Source organism: Streptomyces sp. NPDC048295 (genome assembly GCF_040652135.1).
GTDB lineage: Bacteria > Actinomycetota > Actinomycetes > Streptomycetales > Streptomycetaceae > Streptomyces.
Map to the genome: position 1 here is coordinate 60478 of NZ_JBEZLL010000003.1, position 19472 is coordinate 79949.

Annotated in this window: 18 protein-coding genes; 8 read left to right on the forward strand and 10 right to left on the reverse strand. The window is 72.9% G+C overall.

From position 1 onward, the window contains the following. Both AB0D53_RS04785 and AB0D53_RS04790 read left to right on the forward strand, forming a co-directional pair. Entirely contained in the window at window positions 1-522 is a 522-nt protein-coding gene (locus AB0D53_RS04785; protein ID WP_362440142.1) for a GNAT family N-acetyltransferase, read from the forward strand. 73 nt (window positions 523-595) lie between these two features. After that, window positions 596-1000 (forward strand): DUF4259 domain-containing protein, encoded by a 405-nt coding sequence (locus AB0D53_RS04790; protein WP_362440145.1) that lies wholly within the window; start codon window positions 596-598, stop codon window positions 998-1000. On the opposite strand, the gene AB0D53_RS04795 is transcribed toward AB0D53_RS04790, so the two are convergent. From AB0D53_RS04795 to AB0D53_RS04830, 8 genes are all read right to left on the reverse strand, one after another. After that, the gene (locus tag AB0D53_RS04795; protein ID WP_362440148.1) at window positions 1001-1612 is read right to left on the reverse strand and encodes a Uma2 family endonuclease; all 612 of its coding nucleotides are present in this window, start codon (window positions 1610-1612) and stop codon (window positions 1001-1003) included. It lies immediately after the preceding gene. 143 nt (window positions 1613-1755) lie between these two features. After that, window positions 1756-2874 (reverse strand): phosphoserine transaminase, encoded by a 1119-nt coding sequence (gene serC / locus AB0D53_RS04800; RefSeq protein WP_329820537.1) that lies wholly within the window; start codon window positions 2872-2874, stop codon window positions 1756-1758. 96 nt (window positions 2875-2970) lie between these two features. Next, the gene (locus AB0D53_RS04805) at window positions 2971-4179 is read right to left on the reverse strand and encodes a cytochrome P450 (protein ID WP_362440153.1); all 1209 of its coding nucleotides are present in this window, start codon (window positions 4177-4179) and stop codon (window positions 2971-2973) included. Continuing rightward, window positions 4176-5456: a cytochrome P450 gene (locus tag AB0D53_RS04810; RefSeq protein ID WP_362440156.1), complete on the reverse strand. Its 1281-nt coding sequence runs from the start codon at window positions 5454-5456 to the stop codon at window positions 4176-4178. The genes AB0D53_RS04805 and AB0D53_RS04810 overlap by 4 nt, the downstream gene beginning before the upstream one ends. Further along, complete coding sequence (locus tag AB0D53_RS04815; protein WP_266415878.1) at window positions 5453-6106, reverse strand: ATP/GTP-binding protein; 654 nt, start codon at window positions 6104-6106, stop codon at window positions 5453-5455. The genes AB0D53_RS04810 and AB0D53_RS04815 overlap by 4 nt, the downstream gene beginning before the upstream one ends. Beyond that, on the reverse strand, window positions 6087-6452 hold the full coding sequence (locus tag AB0D53_RS04820; RefSeq protein ID WP_362440161.1) for a DUF742 domain-containing protein: 366 nt from the start codon (window positions 6450-6452) through the stop codon (window positions 6087-6089). The genes AB0D53_RS04815 and AB0D53_RS04820 overlap by 20 nt, the downstream gene beginning before the upstream one ends. Continuing rightward, window positions 6449-6883 carry a roadblock/LC7 domain-containing protein gene (locus tag AB0D53_RS04825; RefSeq protein WP_362440164.1) on the reverse strand — a complete coding sequence of 145 codons (435 nt, stop codon included), beginning with the start codon at window positions 6881-6883 and terminating at the stop codon, window positions 6449-6451. Before AB0D53_RS04825 ends, AB0D53_RS04820 begins: the two co-directional genes overlap by 4 nt. Then, complete coding sequence (locus AB0D53_RS04830; RefSeq protein ID WP_362440167.1) at window positions 6880-8412, reverse strand: ATP-binding protein; 1533 nt, start codon at window positions 8410-8412, stop codon at window positions 6880-6882. Before AB0D53_RS04830 ends, AB0D53_RS04825 begins: the two co-directional genes overlap by 4 nt. A 306-nt stretch (window positions 8413-8718) precedes the next feature. On the opposite strand from AB0D53_RS04830, the gene AB0D53_RS04835 reads away from it, so the two are divergent. Then, on the forward strand, window positions 8719-11598 hold the full coding sequence (locus tag AB0D53_RS04835) for an FAD-binding and (Fe-S)-binding domain-containing protein (protein WP_362440170.1): 2880 nt from the start codon (window positions 8719-8721) through the stop codon (window positions 11596-11598). Window positions 11599-11700: 102 nt separating this feature from the next. On the opposite strand, the gene AB0D53_RS04840 is transcribed toward AB0D53_RS04835, so the two are convergent. Together AB0D53_RS04840 and AB0D53_RS04845 are read right to left on the reverse strand one after the other, a co-directional pair. Then, window positions 11701-12435, reverse strand: coding sequence for a carbonic anhydrase (locus AB0D53_RS04840; protein WP_362440173.1), 735 nt, complete (start codon window positions 12433-12435; stop codon window positions 11701-11703). Window positions 12436-12665: 230 nt separating this feature from the next. Beyond that, window positions 12666-13559 carry a LysR family transcriptional regulator gene (locus AB0D53_RS04845; RefSeq protein WP_362440176.1) on the reverse strand — a complete coding sequence of 298 codons (894 nt, stop codon included), beginning with the start codon at window positions 13557-13559 and terminating at the stop codon, window positions 12666-12668. A gap of 150 nt (window positions 13560-13709) precedes the next feature. Here AB0D53_RS04845 and AB0D53_RS04850 point away from each other — a divergent pair, with 150 nt between their 5' ends. The 5 genes from AB0D53_RS04850 (at window position 13710) to AB0D53_RS04870 (ending at window position 19470) form a co-directional block, all read left to right on the forward strand. Further along, window positions 13710-14690 (forward strand): EamA family transporter, encoded by a 981-nt coding sequence (locus AB0D53_RS04850; protein WP_362440179.1) that lies wholly within the window; start codon window positions 13710-13712, stop codon window positions 14688-14690. 44 nt (window positions 14691-14734) lie between these two features. Next, entirely contained in the window at window positions 14735-15202 is a 468-nt protein-coding gene (locus tag AB0D53_RS04855) for a DUF3592 domain-containing protein (protein WP_362440982.1), read from the forward strand. Between the two features lie 154 nt (window positions 15203-15356). Then, the gene (locus AB0D53_RS04860; protein ID WP_362440182.1) at window positions 15357-16154 is read left to right on the forward strand and encodes a TIGR03084 family metal-binding protein; all 798 of its coding nucleotides are present in this window, start codon (window positions 15357-15359) and stop codon (window positions 16152-16154) included. Next, window positions 16151-17866 carry an acyclic terpene utilization AtuA family protein gene (locus AB0D53_RS04865; protein WP_362440185.1) on the forward strand — a complete coding sequence of 572 codons (1716 nt, stop codon included), beginning with the start codon at window positions 16151-16153 and terminating at the stop codon, window positions 17864-17866. Before AB0D53_RS04860 ends, AB0D53_RS04865 begins: the two co-directional genes overlap by 4 nt. After that, entirely contained in the window at window positions 17863-19470 is a 1608-nt protein-coding gene (locus AB0D53_RS04870; RefSeq protein ID WP_362440188.1) for a carboxyl transferase domain-containing protein, read from the forward strand. Before AB0D53_RS04865 ends, AB0D53_RS04870 begins: the two co-directional genes overlap by 4 nt. The last annotated feature ends 2 nt before the right edge of the window (window positions 19471-19472 follow it).

Sequence of the window (19472 nt, forward strand, 5' to 3'; positions counted from 1 at the left end):
ATGGACCGTGATCCCGGGCCGTTCGGTACCGCGCGGCTGGACGCGCTGCCGCTGCGGGTCGCGTACGCGGACGAGATGGCGGCGGTGCTCGGCGACCCGGCCCTGCACACGTACACCGGAGGCGCCCCGGAGACCGCCGACGAGCTGCGGGCCCGCTACCGGCGCTGGAGTGCCGGCTCTCCGGACCCCGGGGTGCGGTGGTGGAATTGGGTGCTACGGGTGCGCGACGGGGGCCGGCTGGCCGGATACGTGCAGGCGACGGTGGACGTGCCGGGTGCGGAGGCGGAGATCGCCTGGGTGGTCGGGACACGGTGGCAGGGGCGCGGGTACGCGAAGGAGGCCGCGGCGGGACTGGTGGCGCACCTGCTGGGGACGGGGCCGGGGACGGTGCGGACCGTCCTCGCCCACATCCGTCCGGACCACGACGCCTCCGCCGCCGTGGCCGGTGCGGCGGGACTGGTGCCGACGCAGAAGTGGTGCGACGGCGAACGGCGCTGGGAGCGGGGAGCGGAGAACGGCTGAGCGCCGGCCCGCCGTTGTCAGTGGTGGGTGCGAGAGTGGCCCACGTACGGACAGCGCTTGCGGAGGGAACCTCATGGGCACCTGGGACACCGGCCATTTCGACAACGACAGCGCCGCGGACTTCTCCGGGGCGGTCGACGACGCGCCGGAGGCCGAGCGGGCGGCGGTGCTCCGCAACGCCCTGACCGTCGCGATCGAGGCGGACTACCTGGACAGTGACGAGGGCGCTCCCGCCGTCGCGGCGGCCGCGCTGATCGCCGCCCAGTGCCCGGGAGGCGAGCCGGTGACCACCGCGTACGGCCCCGACAAGCCGCTGCCCACGCTCCCGACGGAGCTGCGCCCCCTCGCGGTGAAGGCCCTCGACGCGGTGCTGGGCGAGAATTCGGAGCTGCGCGAGCTGTGGGACGACGGGGGAGACAAGGAGTGGGCCGCGGGCATAGCCCGGCTGAGGGAGGTCCTGGTGGCGGCGGCCGGCTGATCAGGCGCGGGGGCGGCCGGCCTGGATGAGCTTGTCGACGTCGAGGGTCACCGGGGCGCCGATCGACTCGGGGAGGGTGACGGTCTGCCCGGGGGCGTACACCTGGTGGCTCTCGTAGCCACCGCCCATGGGCTCGGTCAGGACATGAACCCGGCTGTGCTTCCGGTCGATGATCACGTAGACCGGGATCTTGGCCTCGGAGTAGGCGGCGACCTTGTTGCGCAGGTCGTTGTTGTAGTTGCTGAAGGTGACCTCCAGCACGAGGCGGAAGACGGCGGGGTCGTAGCAGTTGTTCTCGACCAGATGCTCGTCGAGATCGGCGTCGACGATCGACAGGTCGGGGATGGCGAAGTCCGTAGGGCCGCCGGGGAGCCACACGCCGATTCCCTGGAAGACCTCCGTCTCGCCGTCGTCGAGACCGGCTGCGATGAACGGACGCATGATCTTGGTCAACACGCGGGCGTGCGGAGCGTCCGGCGATGGGGCCACGGTGATGACGCCTCCGATGATCTCGACGCGGTAACCCGGGTTCTGCTCCGCGAGCCTGTCGGCCATGGCGAGCAGCGATTCCGGTTCACCGTCACAGGGGTGCTCGACTGCTGCTGCAGACATTGCGGGCCTCCTGAAGGGTTGATGCCGAGGTCATCATCGTAGGCAGATCCGTTCGTCAGGGCCCGAAAGCCGTTCCGCCACCCGGCCGAGTGAACGACGAAGGGCCCCGCGCGCCGCGGGGCCCTTCTCGTGCGACTACCTCGTCACAGCTTCTCGATCACGTAGTCGATGCAGGCGGTCAGCGCCTGGACGTCCGACGGGTCGATCGCCGGGAACATCGCCACGCGCAGCTGGTTGCGGCCCAGCTTGCGGTACGGCTCGGTGTCGACGATGCCGTTGGCGCGCAGGGCCTTGGCGACGGCGGCGGCGTCGATCTCGTCCGCGAAGTCGATCGTGCCGATGACCTGCGAACGCTTCGCCGGGTCGGTGACGAACGGGGTCGCGTACTTCGACTCCTCGGCCCAGCCGTACAGGTTCTGCGCGGAGGCGGCCGTGCGGCCGGTGGTGAAGTCCAGGCCGCCCTGGGTGTTCATCCAGGTCAGCTGCTCGTTCAGGAGGAACAGCGTGGCCAGGGCCGGGGTGTTGTACGTCTGGTTCTTCAGCGAGTTGTCGATCGCCGTGGGCAGGCTGAAGAACTCCGGGATGTGGCGGCCGGAGGCGTGGACGCGCGCGGCGCGCTCCAGGGCCGCCGGGGAGAAGACGCCGATCCACAGGCCGCCGTCGGAGGCGAAGGACTTCTGCGGCGCGAAGTAGTAGACGTCCGACTCGGTGATGTCGACCGGCAGGCCGCCCGCGCCGGAGGTGGCGTCCACCAGGACCAGGGAACCCTCGTCGGCGCCCGCGACGCGCCTGACGGGCGCGGCGACACCGGTCGAGGTCTCGTTGTGCGTGAAGGCGTACACGTCGACGCCCGCCTCGGCCCGCGGGTCCGGGTGGGTACCCGGGTCGGAGGCGATCACGGTCGGGTCGGCCAGCCACGGGGCGAGCTTGGCGGCCTTCGCGAACTTCGACGAGAACTCGCCGAAGTTGAGGTGCTGGGACTTCGTCTCGATGAGTCCGTGCGTCGCGATGTCCCAGAAGGCGGTGGAGCCGCCGTTGCCCAGGATCACCTCGTAGCCCTCGGGGAGGGAGAAGAGGTCGCGTACGCCCTGACGCACCGCGCCGACCAGGTTCTTGACCGGGGCCTGGCGGTGGGACGTACCGAGAAGAGACGTACCGGTGGCGGCCAGCGCGTCGAGCGCCTCCGTCCGCACCTTGGAAGGACCGGCGCCGAAGCGTCCGTCGGCGGGCTTGATGTCAGCGGGAATCTGGATATCGGCCACGAACCGGAGCGTAGTGCCTCACGGACACGGCCGAGCACCGTGTCCGTCGGATGAGACGCCCGCTCCGGTCCCCGGACCGCTTACGGGGCCCGCCCGTCAGCCCAGCTCCACCGGCAGCTCGTGCAGGTCGTTCTGGGTGACGATCGGCTTGTTCCGCAGCTCGGACGCGGGTACGGCCAGCTCCAGCTCCGGGAACCGCTCGTACAGCGCGGGCAGCGCCACGCCCGCCTCCAGCCGGGAGAGCGCCGCACCCGGACAGACGTGCGGTCCGTGACCGAACGCGATGTGGCGGTTGGGGGAGCGGGTGACGTCGAAGTCACCGGCCGTCGGACCGTGCTGCGCCTCGTCGCGGCCGAGCGCGCCGAAGGAGACGATCAGGGCCTCGCCCTTGGGCAGGACCTTGTCGCCCACCTCCACGTCCTCGGTGGCGAACCGGATCAGGACGTGCGACGTGGGCGTGTTCCAGCGCAGGGTCTCCTCGATCACGTTCTCCCACGGCACCTGACCGCCGAGCACCTGCTCGCGCTGCTCGGGGTGCGTCTGGAGTGCGACGACCGCGTTCACGATCAGGCTGATCGTGGTCTCGTGACCGGCCGCGATGATCAGCTGGAGGGTGTTGACGATCTCCTCGTCGGTGAGCTGGTCACCGTTCTCGGAGGCCGCGATCAGGGCGCTGGTGAGGTCGTCGCCCGGGTTCTGCCGCTTGCCGTCGACGATCTTCGTGAAGAGCTCGCCGAGGTCCGCCATCATCTGCGGGACCTCCTGGGGCGGCGTCTGCGTCGAGAAGAACTTCTCGAACAGCTCCTTCAGCCGCGGGTGGTCGGCGCTGTCCACGCCCATCAGCTCGCTGATCACGTTCATCGGCAGCGGGTAGGCGAACTCCGCCTTCAGGTCGACCCGCTCGCCCTTCGGCAGCGCGGCCAGCCGGTCCAGGCTCGCCGTGGTCAGCGCCTCGATGCCGGCCCGCAGCCGCTCCACCCGCTTCACCGTCAGCGCCTGCGCGACCAGGGTGCGCAGCCGGCGGTGGTCCGCGCCGTCGACCGTGAGCATGGAGCGGCCCGGGTTGGCGAGGCCGATCAGCGGCCAGTCCATGGGTATCTCGCCGCGCTGCCAGGCGTTCCAGACGTCGATGTCCTTCACGATCCGGCTGTCGGTGAGCAGCTGCCGCGCCTCGGCGTGGTGGGTGACCGCGTAGCAGTGCACCCCGCCCGGCAGTTCCACCTCGGCGAGCGGGCCCGCGGCACGCAGCCGGGCGCTCTCGCCGTCGAGGTCGGCGACGAAGGGGTCGAGGGCGATCCGGGTCATCTCTGGCCTCCGGTGGCGGTTTCCGCGGTGGGTCCCAGCGCGAGGGTGGGCGTGAAGGTCAACGGCAGGCCGGTCAGGCCCCGCAGCCACGGGGACGGGCGCCGGGTGAGCTGTTCGGCGGGTACGGCGAGGTCGATGTCCGGGAGCCGGTCGAGCAGTACCTCGATGCCGGTACGGGCGATGACCTCGGCGGTCTCCTGGGCCGGGAACGGGCAGCGGTGCTCGCCGTGCCCGAAGGAGAGGAAGGCGTTGTTGCCGCCGGTCAGGGTGGAGCCGTCGGTGCGGACCTGCGGGTCGTAGTTGGCGGCGGCGATGCCCAGCAGCAGCAGGTCGCCCGCCTGGATGTGGCGGCCGCCGAGGCGGGTGTCGCGCGAGGCCCAGCGTCCCGCGACGTTCTGCGTCGGGGTGTCCTCCCACAGGACCTCGTTCATGGCCTCGGCGACGCTGTGCCGGCCGCCCGAGAGGGAGGCGGCGAACCGGTCGTCGGTGAGCATCAGCCGCAGCGAGTTGCCGATCCAGTCGGCGGTCGGCTGGTGGCCCGCGGCCATCATGACCATCAGGTCCTGGGCGACCTCCTCGTCGGTGAAGTGGCCGCGGTCGGCGATCATCCGCGAGGCGACGTCGTCGCCGGGCTCGGCGTGCTTGTCGGCCAGCAGCTGGAACATGGACGAGGCGAGGTGCTGCTGGCCGGCCAGCGCCCGCTCCCGGCCGTCGATCATGTCGTTGAGCGAGGCGACGAGCGCGTGGCCGACGGTGTCGCTGAAGCCGTAGATCTTCGCCAGGACGAGGGCGGGCAGCAGCATCGCGTACTCGGCGATGATCTCGGTGCCGCCGGTGGCGCAGAACCGGTCGATGAGACCGTCGGCGAACTCCTCCGCGTACCGCTTCAGCGCGAACGGGTCGACGGCCTCAAGCGCGTTGCTGATCATCGCGGCGCGCTCGGTGTGCCGGGGGCCGACCGTGTACAGGATCGACGGCTGCTTGCGGCCGATCATCGGCAGCAGCGGCCAGTCGTCGGGGATGCGGTCCCACTGGTTCCACAGGTCGGAGTCGCGGCTGAACAGCACCGGGTCGCCGGTGACCTGGTGCAGTTCGCGGTAGCCGAGCACGAGCCAGGCGGGGACGTCGCCGTCGAGCACGACCGGCGCCACGGCCCCGTGGTCGCGGCGCATCTCCCGGTAGAGCCGGGTCGGCTCGGTCTGGAACCGGGGGCCGGAGAGCGGCTCGCGGTGCGGGGAGACGGGGCATCCTGCGGGTGGCGCCGGGGGCTGGGTCACGGGGTGGGCTCCGGGGTCTTCTCCGGCGCGATCTCCGGACGGGCGGCGGCGGACCGGGCGGCAGCCCCGCCCTGCGAGAGGGTGTGGAGGTACTCGACCAGCGTGATCAGTACGTACTTGCTGGACGAACGGTCCCGGGCGTCGCACTCGACCAGGGGCACGTCGTCCGAGAGGGCGAGCGCCTCGCGTATCTGCTGTTCGGTGTGGAGCGGGCCGCCGAAGTCGTTGCAGGCCACGATGAACGGCGTGCCGTGGTGCTCCAGCCGGTCGATCGCGTACCAGGAGTCGGCGAGCCTGCGGGTGTCGACGAGCACGACGGCGCCGAGCGTGCCGGAGAACAGCCGGTCCCACAGGAACCAGAAGCGTTCCTGGCCGGGGGCGCCGAAGAGGTACAGCACGGAGCGCTCGTCGAGCGAGATCCGGCCGAAGTCGAACGCGACGGTCGTGGAGGTCTTCGACTGCACGCCGTCGAGATGGTCGACGGCCTCGCCCGCGCGGGTCATGGTCTCTTCCGTGTTCAGCGGACGGATCTCGCTGACGGAGCGGACCATGGTGGTCTTGCCGACGCCGAAGCCGCCGACGACGACGATCTTCAGTCCGTTGTCGGCCGTCGCCCGCAGGGCGGCACGGTCAGAGGTTGCGGAGTCCAACGAGCACCTGTTCCAGGATGTCGGGGTCGGGGAGCCGGTCCGCGACACGGGCAGTACGGGGGTGGCGGGCGCTGATCCGTCCGGTGTCCAGCAGGTCGGACAGCATGATCCGGACGATGCTGACGGGCAGGCCGAGGCCCGCCGCGATCTCCACGACCGCGGTGGGCAGTTGACACATCCGCAGGATCGTGACGTGCTCCGACTGCATGCCGGGGGCCGGCTCGCACTCGGAGACCACCAGCGTCACCAGGTCGAACGCGTCCGAGTCGGACCGGCTGCGGCCCCCGGTGAGGGTGTACAGCCGGTCCGGATCGTCGTCCCGGCCGGGGCGGCGGGGGCGGGTCATACGGCCGCGTCGGCGTCGGCGGCGGTGGCCGCGGGGGAGCGGGGCGGGGCGCTGAGGTGCTCGCCGAGCTGCTCGACGAGCTCGCTCATGTTGTGGCCGATGAGGCCGACGTCGGAGTCCTCGGAGGCGACGACCGCGAGATGGGCGCCCGCGCCCGCCTCGACGATGAACAGCACACCGCCGTAGAACTCGGCCATCGCGGACCGTACGCCGCCGGTGCCGTCACCGAACTCGACGGAGGCGCCGTGGGAGAGGCTCTGGATGCCGGCCGAGATCGCGGCCAGCTGGTCGGCCTGGTCGACGGAGAGCTCGGGGGTGCGGCACAGCTTGAGGCCGTCCCTGGACAGGACGAGGGCGTGACGGGTGCCGGGGGTGCGCTCCAGGAGCCCCTCCAGCAGCCAGTTGAGCTTCTCGTCGGTGGTGGCGGTCATCGGGTGTTGCCTTCTTCCGGGTGCGGGGTATTGGGCCGGACAGCCTGGCGGAAGCTGCTGAAGCGGGCTGCCTGTTCCTTGGGGTCGGAGGTGCGGGGCCGGGGGGCCGCGTCGCCGTCGCCGTGGGCGTTGGCGCGGGCCTCGGCGGCGGCGAGAGTACGGCCGCGGGGGCGCTTGGGCAGCCCGCTCTCGCCGAACCGGGGGAGACTGCCGGTGGTCTCGGACGCGGGGGTGTCCGCGGCGGGGGCGGCAGGTTCGGCGGGGGCCGGTGCGTGCTGCTGGTGCTGGGCCCCGGACGCGGGAGCCGCCGTTGCGCCGGCCGCCGTACCCGTCTCCGCCGGGGCGGTGCCGTGCGTGGGCTCCGGCTCGGGGACCGGCCGGGACACCGGCTCCGGGACCGCTACGGGGGTCCGGGTGAGGAGCTCCTGCGGGAGCATCAGCAGGGCGCCCGTGCCGCCGCGCGCGGACGGCCGGAACGAGACGGTCAGACCGTGCTTGCGGGCCAGCCGGCCGACGACGGCGAGGCCGAGCCGGGTGCCGGAGAGCCCCGTCAGGTCCTGGTCGGTCGCCGACACCGCGCGCTCGGCGCGGCGCAGCTGCACATCGCTCATGACCAGGCCGCTGTCCTCGACGGTCAGGACGATGCCGGCCGGCACCTCCTCGACGTACACATGGACCTCCGCCGTGGGCGGCGAGAAGTTGGCGGCGTTGTCGAGGAGTTCGGCGAGCGCGTGCATGACGCCCTCGGCGGCGTGGCCGGCGACCGCGACATCGCTGGTCGAGTGGAGCCGCACCCGCTGGTAGCCGCTGATCCGGCCCATCGCGCCGCGCAGGATCGACTCCATCACGATCGGCTTCGCCCAGCGCCGCCCGGAGCGGGCGCCGGTCAGCACGGCGATGGAGTCGGCGAGCCGGCCCGCCTGGGCGGTGCGGTGGTCGAGGTGGAGGAGGTCTCCGAGCACGTCCTCGGCGGAGTGCCGGTGCTCCATGTCGCGCAGGTCGGCGAGCATGCTGGTGGCCAGGGCCTGCATCCGGCCCGCGGCGTTGGCGCAGGCGGCGACCGCGGCGGAGCGCTCGGTCTCGCTGCGGGTGGCACGGGCGGTGAGCCGCGCGATGTCCGCGGTGAGCCGTTCGGTCTCGGCGGCGGCATGCGCGGTGAGCCGTGCCGTCTCCGCCTCGTACGCGGACCTGAGGCGTGCCGTCTCGGCCGCCGCCGCGGACTTGATGCGGGCGGTCTCGGCGGTGAACCGCTGGCCCTCGGCCGCCGAGGCGGACACGAGGCGGCTGATCTCACCGGTGAACCGCTGGGTCTCCGAGGTGAGCCGGGCGCGCAGACGGCCGGCGTTGGCGCGGGCCTGGACGGCGGCGGCCACGGCGGCGGACAGCGCCACGGCGGCGGCACCCGCCCCCCACGCCAGCTCGGTCCGTACCGAATCGGGGGCGGCGGTGACCGCCCACAGGCACAGGGATCCGGTGACGGCCAGCGATATCAGCAGGGCCACTGCGGTCGGCCGGGATGAGGGGCTCAATGGGAGTCCTTGGGGCGGACGGGTGCGGATGGACGGAACGGGACAGGTGGGGCAGGTCGGACGGATCGAACGGTACAGATATGGACAGTTCGGAACCGCCAGACTGAATGCGGCAACTGGAGCTGACAATTCCAAGGCAAGTCTCGGTCACTATATGAGAATTGACGCTCTCTTTGGGAAGATCTTGTGGCCTTCTCTGTTACGTATGTGACTACGCGTCCGACGTATTCCGACGTATTGACGTATTCAGGGGAAACGGGCGGCGCCGTACGGCCCAGTGGCCCGATCAACGGCATCCTGGGCGCCATGGCCGCACATCGGAATCCGACAGAACGCGCCGAACTCGCACAGGCCCTCGGCGCCGCGGTCCGCGGGGAGGCCGACTTCGGCACCACCGCACGGGCGTTGACGACGATGGACGCCTCCAACTACCGCCGCGTACCGCTCGGCGTCGTCTTCCCGCGCGACGCCGAGGACGTGGCCGCCGCCCTCGCGGTCTGCCGCGCACACGGTGTCCCCGTGGTGCCGCGCGGCGGCGGCACCTCCATCGCGGGACAGGCCACCGGCACCGGCGTCGTGCTCGATCTCACCCGCCATCTGCGCGGGATCGTCGAGCTGGACCCCGGCTCCCGTACCGCCGTCGTCCAGCCGGGCGTGGTCCTGGACGAGCTGCGCGCCGCCGCCGCACCGCACGGCCTCACCTTCGGCCCCGACCCCTCCACGCACAGCCGCTGCACGCTGGGCGGCATGATCGGCAACAACTCCTGCGGCGCGCACTCGGTCGCCTGGGGCACCACCGCCGACAACACGCTCGCCCTGACCGTGACCCGCTACGGCGGCGACACCCTGCGCCTGGGCCGGGGAACCGTCCCCGAGGCCCTGACCGGCCTCCCCGAACTCATCCGCACCCACCTCGCCCCGCTCCGTACGGGATTCCCCGAACTCCCGCGCCGCATCTCCGGGTACGCGCTGGACGCCCTCCTGCCCGAGCGCGGGACCGACCTCGCCCGCGCCTTCTGCGGCAGCGAGGGCACGCTCGGTGTGGTGACGGAGGCGACCGTGCGACTGGTCGGGGCACCGGCCGCCCGCGCGCTGGCCGTACTCGGCTACCCCGACGAGGCCGCGGCCGCCGAAGCCGCCCCCGGCCTGCTCCCGCACCACCCGCTCACCGTCGAGGGCATGGCCGCCGATCTCGTACGGGAACCGGCCGGGCTGCCGCGCGGCGGCGCCTGGCTCTTCGTCGAGACGGGCGGCGCCACCCCGGCCGAGGCGCGGGCGCACGCCGAGCGCGTGCTGCGGGCGGCCGACGCGCTGGACGGCACGGTCGTCACCGACCCGGCCGGGCAGCGGGCCCTGTGGCGCATCCGCGAGGACGCGGCGGGCACCGCGACCCGGATGCCGGACGGCACGGAGGCCTGGCCCGGCTGGGAGGACTGCGCCGTACCGCCCGCCCGCCTCGGCCCCTACCTCCGCGACTTCCGCGCCCTGCTCGCCGGACACGGGCTGCGCGGCACCCCGTACGGGCACTTCGGCGACGGCTGCATCCACGTCCGGATCGACTTCGACCTGCTGAGCACGGAGGGCGTCGTCCGCTTCCGCCGTTTCTCCGAGGACCTCGCGGGACTGGTCGTCGCGCACGGCGGATCACTGAGCGGCGAGCACGGCGACGGCCAGGCCCGCGCCGAACTGCTCCCGCGCATGTACGGGGACGAACTGGTCGCCCTCTTCTCCCGCTTCAAGGACATCTGGGACCCGGACGGCGGCATGAACCCCGGCATCCTCGCCCGCCCCGCCCGCCTCGACGAGAACCTCCGCTTCGAAGTGCTGCCGAGACGCCCCGTGGACGTCGCCTTCGGCTATCCGCACGACGGCGGCGACTTCTCGGCGGCGGTACGCCGCTGCGTGGGCGTCGCCAAATGCCGTACGGCACAGCCGGCCGGCGCGGGTGTGATGTGCCCGTCGTTCCGGGCGACCGGGGAGGAGGCCCACTCCACCCGCGGCCGGGCCCGGCTGCTGCACGAGATGCTCGCGGGCGACGCGGGCGGGGTGATCACGGACGGCTGGCGCTCGACGGAGGTACGGGACGCGCTCGACCTCTGCCTGTCCTGCAAGGGCTGCCGGAGCGACTGCCCGGTCGGCGTCGACATGGCCACGTACAAGGCCGAGTTCCTGCACCACCACTACCGGCGACGGCTGCGCCCGGCCGCCCACTACACGATGGGCCGGCTGCCGGTGTGGCTGCGCCTGGCGGCCCCGTTCGCGCCCGCCCTCAACGCCCTGGCCCGGGTGCGCCCCCTCGCCGCCCTCGCCAAGCGGTCGGCGGGCATCGCGCCGGAGCGCGGGATCCCGCTCCTGGCGCGGGAGACGTTCACCCGGTGGCTGGACCGGCACCGGCGCAAGGGCACGTTCGTCCTCCCGGACGACGAGGTGGCCGTGGTCTGGCCCGACACCTTCACCGAGCACCTCTCGCCCGAGGTGGGCCGGGCGGCGGTGCGGGTCCTGGAGGCGGCGGGCCGCAGGGCGCTGGTCCCCGGCCGGGGGCTGTGCTGCGGCCTCACCTACGTGTCCACGGGCCAGCTGGACAAGGCCCGCAAGGTCATGCGCCGCACCCTGGACCAAATGGGTTCCTTCCTGGGCGACCCGCTGGTCGTCCTCGAACCGAGCTGCGCCGCCACCCTCCGCACGGATCTGCCCGAACTCCTCCCCGATGACCCGCGCTCCGCCGAACTGGCCGCATCCGTGAGGACGTTGGCGCAGTACCTGGAGGAGTACGCCCCCGACTGGCGGCCGCCCAGCCTGAACCGCCCGGTCACCGGCCAGACCCACTGCCACCAGCACGCGGTCCTGGGCGACGCGGCGGAACGCCGACTGCGTGAACGGGCCGGTCTGAGCGGAGAGTTGAGCGGCGGCTGCTGCGGCCTGGCCGGGAACTTCGGCTTCGAGCGGGGCCACTGGGAGGTGTCGGCGGCCTGCGCGGAGGAGAGCCTGCTGCCCTCGGTGAGGGCGTCGGAACCGGGTACGGCCTTCCTGGCGGACGGGTTCTCCTGCCGGACGCAACTGGCGCAACTGGGCGGCGTGCGGGCCCGCCACCTGGCGGAAGTGCTGGCGGAGGGGCTGGACGGCGGGCCCCCGCCCGCCGGGCCTCCCGGCCCGTCCGGATCGAGCGGCGCGGGATGGGGCCGCTGACGCACCACTGTTCAACCGGGTGCGTACGAAGGTTCCTCGGCACTCGGGCGGGCCGCGGCGGGCGCCCGCGGGATGCCGGTGGTGTCACCGGCGTCCGGCGGGTCAGGAAGGTGCGCCGGCCAGGACCTCCACCTTGCCGGTGTCGAGGAGGTAGTAGGCGCCGACCACGGCAAGGGTGCCCTTTCCCACGAGCGGGGCCAGGTCCTGGTTGGAGCGCAGGCCGGCCGCGGTCAGTTCGACCTGGGCGCGGGCCATGGTCTCGACCGGGTCGGCACCGCCCTGGCGGACCGCCCGCTCGTACGCCGGCTGCAGGGCCCTGGCGATCGCCTCCAGGTTGCCGGGCAAGGGCTTGCCGTCACGGATGGACTTGTACGCCGCCGCGACGGCGCCGCAGCGCTGATGCCCGAGGACCACGACGAGCGGAGTGCCGCTCGTCATGGGCCCGTACTCCACGGACCCGGTGACCACCGGACCGACCGCCTCCCCGCCGGTACGCATCACGTAGAGGTCACCCAGTCCGGTGTCGAAGAGGAGTTCGGGCGGCACCCGGGAGTCGATGCACGAGAGGACCGATCCGAAGGGTTCCTGCTTCTGGGCCACGAACTCGCGCCGGTCCGGGTCGCGGTCGGGATGCCGGAGGTCTCCGCTCACCCAGCGCTTGTTGCCCTCCACCAGTCTCGCGAGCGCCTCTGCGGGTGTGGCCGGCCGTGCTTCCGGCGATGTGCCGGCCGCCATCGGGGTGGCGCTCGTCGCCGTGCACCCCGCCAGTGCGGCCGAGGCGACCGCGAATCCGCCGGCGAGCAGCGTTCTGCGACCCGGACGTGCAGCTCTGTCCATTTCGGTGGTTCCCCTCAGTCCGCTGGGATGCGTCCGTGCGTCTTGGCCAAGGCGATTGTTCAGCGCGGTGCGGGAACCCGGTCACAGGCGCAAGCGGGCGCGGGCCGCTTTGCCACCGACGGCCCACAGAACCGGCTCGGGCGGCGGGGCGGGATACGGATATCCGCACTCCTTCGTGGCGCGGACCGAGCCGCCTGAGCGCCTGAGGGCGCAACGGCAGCGGGCCCCGCTCATCCGGTTCTCCGCACGATCTCGCGGGCGAGCGCGACCAGCTTCGGCAGCGCGGGATGCCCGGGAACATCCCGCCGGGCCAGCAGCACCGGAACGCTCGGGGCGTCGACGAGCGGACGGTAGGCGACCCCGGAGTGCGGATGCATGCCGGCGGTGGAGGCGGCGGAGACCCCGACGCCGCGACCCGCCGCGATGGCGGTCAGCCAGTCGTCGGTGTTGGCGACGGTGAGGGTCGCGGTGGGCCGCGCGTCCGGCGGCCACAGGTCGACGGTGGTGGTGCCCGAGACGGTGTTGAGGACGACGGTCTCGCCCGTCAGGTCGGTGAGACGGAGCGCCGCGCGGTCCGCGAGCGGGCCGTCCGCCGCGACCGCCGCCACCCGGTCCTCCTCGAACAGCGCCTCGGTGACGAGGCCGGGCGCCTCGACGGGCCCCCGCAGCAGCGCGGCGTCGACCTCCCCGCGGGTCAGGCCGGCGGTGCGGTCGTCGATCCGCAGCAGTTCGAGCGGGGTCTGCGGATACAGCTCCTGCCAGCGGCGCAGCAGCGGTGTGGTGTACGGGCCGAACGCCGACCAGGCGTGCCCGAGCCGCAGCGGCCACCGGCGCAGCCCGCCGGAGTCGAGCGCCTCGTCGAAGGCGGCGACCGCGGCGGCGGCCTTGTCCCGGAAGACGACGCCCTCGGGGGTGAGGGCGAGATGGTGGGTGGACCGGTCGACGAGCCGGACGCCGAGGTGCTGTTCCAGGGCGGAGAGGGTGCGGGAGACCGCGGGCTGGGTGAGGCGGAGGCGGGCCGCGGCGCGGGTGACGTTGCCCTCGTCGGCCACGGCGAGAAAAGCGCGCAGATGCCGCACTTCGATGCCACGACCAGCGCTTTGTCCGGAACGTCCGATGCTCATGCGCGGGGAGCATAACCAGAGCGCGATCGACATTTCACGTGGCACGCGGAGGTACCTACCGTAAGAGGACGTACCGCATGGGTCGAGTGCAGTATCTTCGATCGAACGGTGCATTGAATTGAACTATCGGATTCGGGAGGAACACCGCAGGTGCACGACCAGCGCAGTGCAACAGGGGCCGCGGCGGCCGTGGAGCGGGCCGCAGCCGTCGCCGTACCCGAGGCGGCCCCCGCCCTGGGTGACGCGGCGGGCCGTGCGGGCTCCAAGGGCCGGGGTGCGGCGCTCGCCCCGGTCGCGCTGGTGGTCGCGGGCGGCCTCTCGGTCCAGTTCGGCTCCGCCGTCGCGGTGCTGCTGATGCCACGGGCCGGCGCGCTCGGCGTCGTCACCCTGCGCCTGGCCGTGGCCGCGCTCGTACTCCTGGTCGTCTGCCGTCCGAAGGTGCGCGGCCATTCGCGCGCCGACTGGGGCACGGTCCTCGCCTTCGGGCTGGCCATGGGCGGCATGAACACGCTCTTCTACCAGGCCGCCGACCGGATTCCGCTGGGTGCGGCCGTCACCCTGGAGGTGCTGGGCCCGCTCGCCCTCTCGGTGTTCGCTTCCCGCCGCCTGGTCAACGTGGTCTGGGCCGGCCTCGCGCTGGGCGGTGTCGTGCTGCTGGGCGGCGGAGGCTTCGACCGTCTCGATCCGGTGGGCGCCGCCTACGCCCTGGGCGCGGGCGCGATGTGGGCGACGTACATCGTCTTCAGCGCCCGTACCGGACGCCGCTTCCCCCAGGCGGACGGCCTGGCCCTGGCCATGGTCGTCGCCGCGCTCCTCTCGCTGCCCCTCGGCATCATGGAGTCGGGCTCGAAGCTGCTGGTCCCGTCCACGGTGGGGCTGGGCGCGGCGGTGGCGCTGCTGAGCTCGGTGCTTCCGTACACCCTCGAACTCATGGCGCTGCGCCGCCTGCCCGCGCCCACCTTCGCGATCCTGATGAGCCTGGAACCGGCGATCGCCGCCACGGCCGGCTTCCTCATCCTCGACCAGGCCCTGACGACCACCGACGCGCTGGCGATCGCGCTCGTCATCGGCGCGAGCATGGGCGCGGTACGCAGCCAGACCCGGCGCCCGGGGCCCCGGGCGCGCGGCTGACGCGAGGGGGCGGGCCCTTGTCGGCCCGCCCCGTGCACGGGATCATGTTGGCCCTCGCACCGGTCACGCTTGGGGGGTCCATGGTCGTCGTCGCCGCCATCTATTTCGTCGTCGCCGTGGGAGCGGCCGTGATGTCCGGGAGGAGTCTGGACCGTCAGCTCCAGGGCCCCCGGCTCCGGGCCATCTGGGCGCAGGGCCGCACGGCCGAGGCCCGGTGCACCGCGCTGCGTACCGAGGAGGCCCAGGACGCCGAGGGCGGCTTCGTCCTGCACACCCACCCCACCCTGGAGTTCCGCACGGACGACGGGCGCACCGTCAGCTTCGAGGAGCGCCGGTCGCGCCCTGTGCCGGCCGAGGGCGACGTCGTGACCGTCCACTACAGCGCCGTGAACCCGCAGGACGCGACCACCCGGGCCCCGTCCTTCGGCATGCGCCACGCCAGGACCGTGATCACCGCGGCGGGCTGCTTCTTCGCCCTGGTCTCCGCGGTCGTCATCGGCGTGGTCGGCTGAGCGCGGCACTCGTCGGTTCCCCGTGGGACTCGCCCCACGGCAGGGCCTGAGGGAAGGCGCCGCCGGAGCAGAAAATCATGCAAGCGTGCTTGATTGTTTATTGCTCCGCTGCCATGCTCCTGGGCACACCGCCACGCCCCGAGGGGAGCGCACCGTGTCCCAAGTCGCAGCCGTGATCGACGATCTGCGCGACGAGAGCGATGAACTCGACGCACTGGTACGGGAGTTGAGCGCGGAGCAGTGGGCCGCGCCGACGCCCGCGCCCGGCTGGAGCATCGCGCACCAGATCGCCCACCTCACCTGGACCGACGAGGTCGCGCTGCTGGCCGCCACCGATGCCGACGCCTTCGCGGTGGAGGTGGCCAGGGCCATGGAGGCGCCCGAGTCCTTCGTCGACCGGGGCGCCGAGGAGATCGCCACGGCGCTGGACCCGGCGGCGCTGCTCGCACGGTGGCGCGGCGGGCGGGAGCGGCTGGAGTCGGCGCTGCGGGACGCCCCGGCGGGCACGCGCATCCCCTGGTACGGGCCGCCGATGAGCGTCGCGTCCATGGCGACCGCCCGGATCATGGAGACGTGGGCGCACGGCCAGGACATCGCCGACGCCCTCGGGGTCACCAGGACCCCCACCGCCCGGCTGCGGCACGTGGCCCGGATCGGGGTGCGGGCCCGCGACTACGCCTATCTGGTACGGGGGATCAAGGCGCCCGAGGAGGAATTCCGGGTCGAACTCCGCTCTCCGGACGGGGAGTCGATCGCCTTCGGGGAGCCGGATGCCCCGCAGCGTGTCACCGGGCCGCTCCTCGACTTCTGCCTCCTCGTCACCCAGCGCGCCCACCGCGACGACCTCGCCGTCCGGGCGGTCGGCCCCGACGCCGACCACTGGCTCGACATCGCCCAGGCCTTCGCCGGGCCCGCCGGACCGGGCCGGGCACCCAGGGGGGACGCCGCGTGAGCGACGTACTGCGGATCGGCAACGCCTCAGGGTTCTACGGCGACCGCTTCGACGCCGTACGCGACATGCTCACCGGCGGCCCCCTGGACATCCTCACCGGGGACTACCTCGCCGAGCTGACCATGCTCATCCTCGGCCGGAGCAGGCTCAAGGACCCCGCGCGCGGCTACGCCACCACCTTCCTGCGCCAGCTCGAAGAGGGTCTCGGGCTCGCCCACGAACGCGGGGTGAAGATCGTCGCCAACGCGGGCGGCCTCAACCCGGCCGGACTCGCCGACGCCGTGCGGGAGCTGGCGCAGAAGGTCGGCGTCCCCGTGCGCGTCGCCCACGTCGAGGGCGACAGCCTCCCCGTGCCCGAGGGGTTCCTCACCGCCAACGCCTACCTCGGCGGCGCCGGGATCGCGGCCTGCCTCGACGCGGGCGCGGACATCGTCGTCACCGGGCGGGTCACCGACGCGGCCCTCGTCACCGGGCCCGCCGCCGCCCGCTTCGGCTGGGGGCCCGGCGACCTGGACGCGCTCGCCGGGGCCGTCGTCGCCGGACACGTCCTGGAGTGCGGCACCCATGCCACCGGCGGCAACTACTCGTTCTTCCGGGGCCACGACCTGCGCCGGCCCGGCTTCCCCGTCGCCGAGATCCACGCCGACGGCTCGTCCGTCATCACCAAGCACGACGGCACCGGCGGCGTCGTCGACATCGGCACCGTCACCGCCCAGCTGCTGTACGAGACCGGCGGCGCCCGGTACGCCGGACCGGACGTCACCGCCCGGCTCGACACCGTACGGCTGACCCAGGACGGACCCGACCGGGTCAGGATCTCCGGGGTGCGCGGCGAGGCCCCGCCGCCCACCCTCAAGGTCGGGCTGAACCGGCTCGGCGGCTGGCGCAACGAGGTCGTCTTCGTGCTCACCGGTCTCGATGTCGAGGCCAAGGCCCACCTGGTGCGGCAACAGTTCGCGGACGCGCTCGCCCGCTCGGGCGCCGAACCCGACGAGGTGCGGTGGGAGCTGTCCCGGACCGACCGGGCCGATGCCGCCACCGAGGAGAGCGCGAGCGCCCTGCTCCGGCTCGTCGTGCGCGACCGGGACCAGGAGACCGTCGGGCGCGCGGTCTCCGGCGCCGCGATCGAGCTGGCGCTCGGCAGCTACCCCGGCTTCCACGTCACCGCCCCGCCCGGCAAGGGCGCACCGTACGGGGTGTTCGAGGCGCGGTACGTACCGGCGGGCGAGGTCCCGCACATCGCCGTGCTCCCCGACGGGCGGCGACTGGACCTGGTGCCGCCCGCGACGACACAGCCGCTCCGGGACGCCGGGGAACCGCCGCTGCCCGCGCCCCTGCCGGACCCCGGCCCCACCCTGCCCGCCCCGCTCGGCCGGATCGCGGGCGCCCGCAGCGGCGACAAGGGCGGGGACGCCAACGTGGGCGTATGGGCCGTCGACGAGGACGCCTGGCGGTGGCTGGCCCACGAGCTGACCGTCGAACGGTTCCGGCAACTGCTCCCGGAGACCGCCGCCCTCACCGTCGTACGCCACCTGCTGCCGAACCTGCGCGCCCTGAACTTCACCGTCCACGGGCTGCTCGGCGAGGGCGTCGCCGCCCAGCACCGGTTCGACCCGCAGGCCAAGGCCGTGGGGGAGTGGCTGCGCTCCCGGCACCTGCCCATACCCGTATCGCTGCTGGAGACCGTCCACGCACCGGAGGCGCACGCATGACCGTCCTGCCCACCGCGCTCGACACCACGGGCCCCGAATACGCCGCGAACCGCACGGCGATGCTCGCGAAACTCGACGAACTGGCGGCCGAGCACACCAAGGCTCAGGCCGGCGGCGGGGAGAAGTACGTGGCGCGGCACCGCTCGCGCGGCAAGCTCCTGGCCCGTGAGCGGATCGAGCTGCTGATCGACGAGGACACCCCGTTCCTGGAACTCTCGCCGCTCGCCGCCTGGGGCAGTGAGGCCCCCGGGTACACCGTCGGCGCCTCGCTCGTCACCGGGATCGGGGTGATCGAGGGCGTGGAGTGCCTGATCACCGCCAACGACCCGACCGTACGAGGCGGCGCCTCCAACCCCTGGACCCTGAGGAAGGCCCTGCGGGCCAACGAGATCGCCTTCGCCAACCGGCTGCCCTGCGTCAGCCTCGTCGAGTCGGGCGGCGCCGACCTCCCCTCGCAGAAGGAGATCTTCATCCCCGGCGGGGCGCTGTTCCGCGACATCACCCGCCTCTCCGCGGCCGGAATCCCGACCGTCGCCGTCGTCTTCGGGAACTCGACCGCGGGCGGGGCGTACGTCCCCGGCATGTCCGACCACACCGTCATGATCAAGGAACGGTCCAAGGTCTTCCTCGGCGGACCGCCCCTGGTGAAGATGGCGACCGGCGAGGAGAGCGACGACGAATCGCTCGGCGGCGCCGAGATGCACGCCCGCACCTCCGGGCTCGCCGACCACTTCGCCGTCGACGAGCAGGACGCGCTGCGCCAGGCCCGCCGGATCGTCGCCCGCCTCAACTGGCGCAAGGCGCACGCCGATCCGGGCCCCGCGCAGCCGCCGAAGTACGACCAGGACGAGCTGATCGGCATCGTGCCCGGCGATCTGAAGGTGCCCTTCGACCCCCGCGAGGTCATCGCCCGGCTCGTCGACGGCTCCGACTTCGACGCGTTCAAACCGCTGTACGGGACCAGCCTCGTCACCGGCTGGGCGCGGCTGCACGGCTACCCCGTCGGCATCCTCGCCAACGCGCAGGGCGTGCTGTTCAGCGAGGAGTCGCAGAAGGCCGCCCAGTTCATCCAGCTCGCCAACCAGCGCGACATCCCGCTGCTCTTCCTCCACAACACCACCGGCTACATGGTCGGCAGGGAGTACGAGCAGGGCGGCATCATCAAGCACGGCGCGATGATGATCAACGCGGTGTCGAACTCGAAGGTCCCGCACCTGTCCGTGCTGATGGGCGCCTCGTACGGGGCCGGGCACTACGGCATGTGCGGCAGGGCGTACGACCCGCGCTTCCTCTTCGCCTGGCCCGGCAGCAAGTCCGCAGTCATGGGCCCGCAGCAGCTCGCCGGGGTGCTGTCCATCGTCGCCCGTGCCTCCGCCGCCGCCAAGGGGCAGCCCTACGACGACGAGGCCGACGCCGGACTGCGGGCCATGGTCGAGCAGCAGATCGAGTCGGAGTCGCTGCCGATGTTCCTGTCCGGGCGGCTGTACGACGACGGGGTCATCGACCCGCGCGACACCAGGACCGTCCTCGGGATGTGCCTGTCCGCGATCCACACCGCCCCGGTCGAAGGCGCCCGCGGCGGCTTCGGAATCTTCCGGATGTGAGG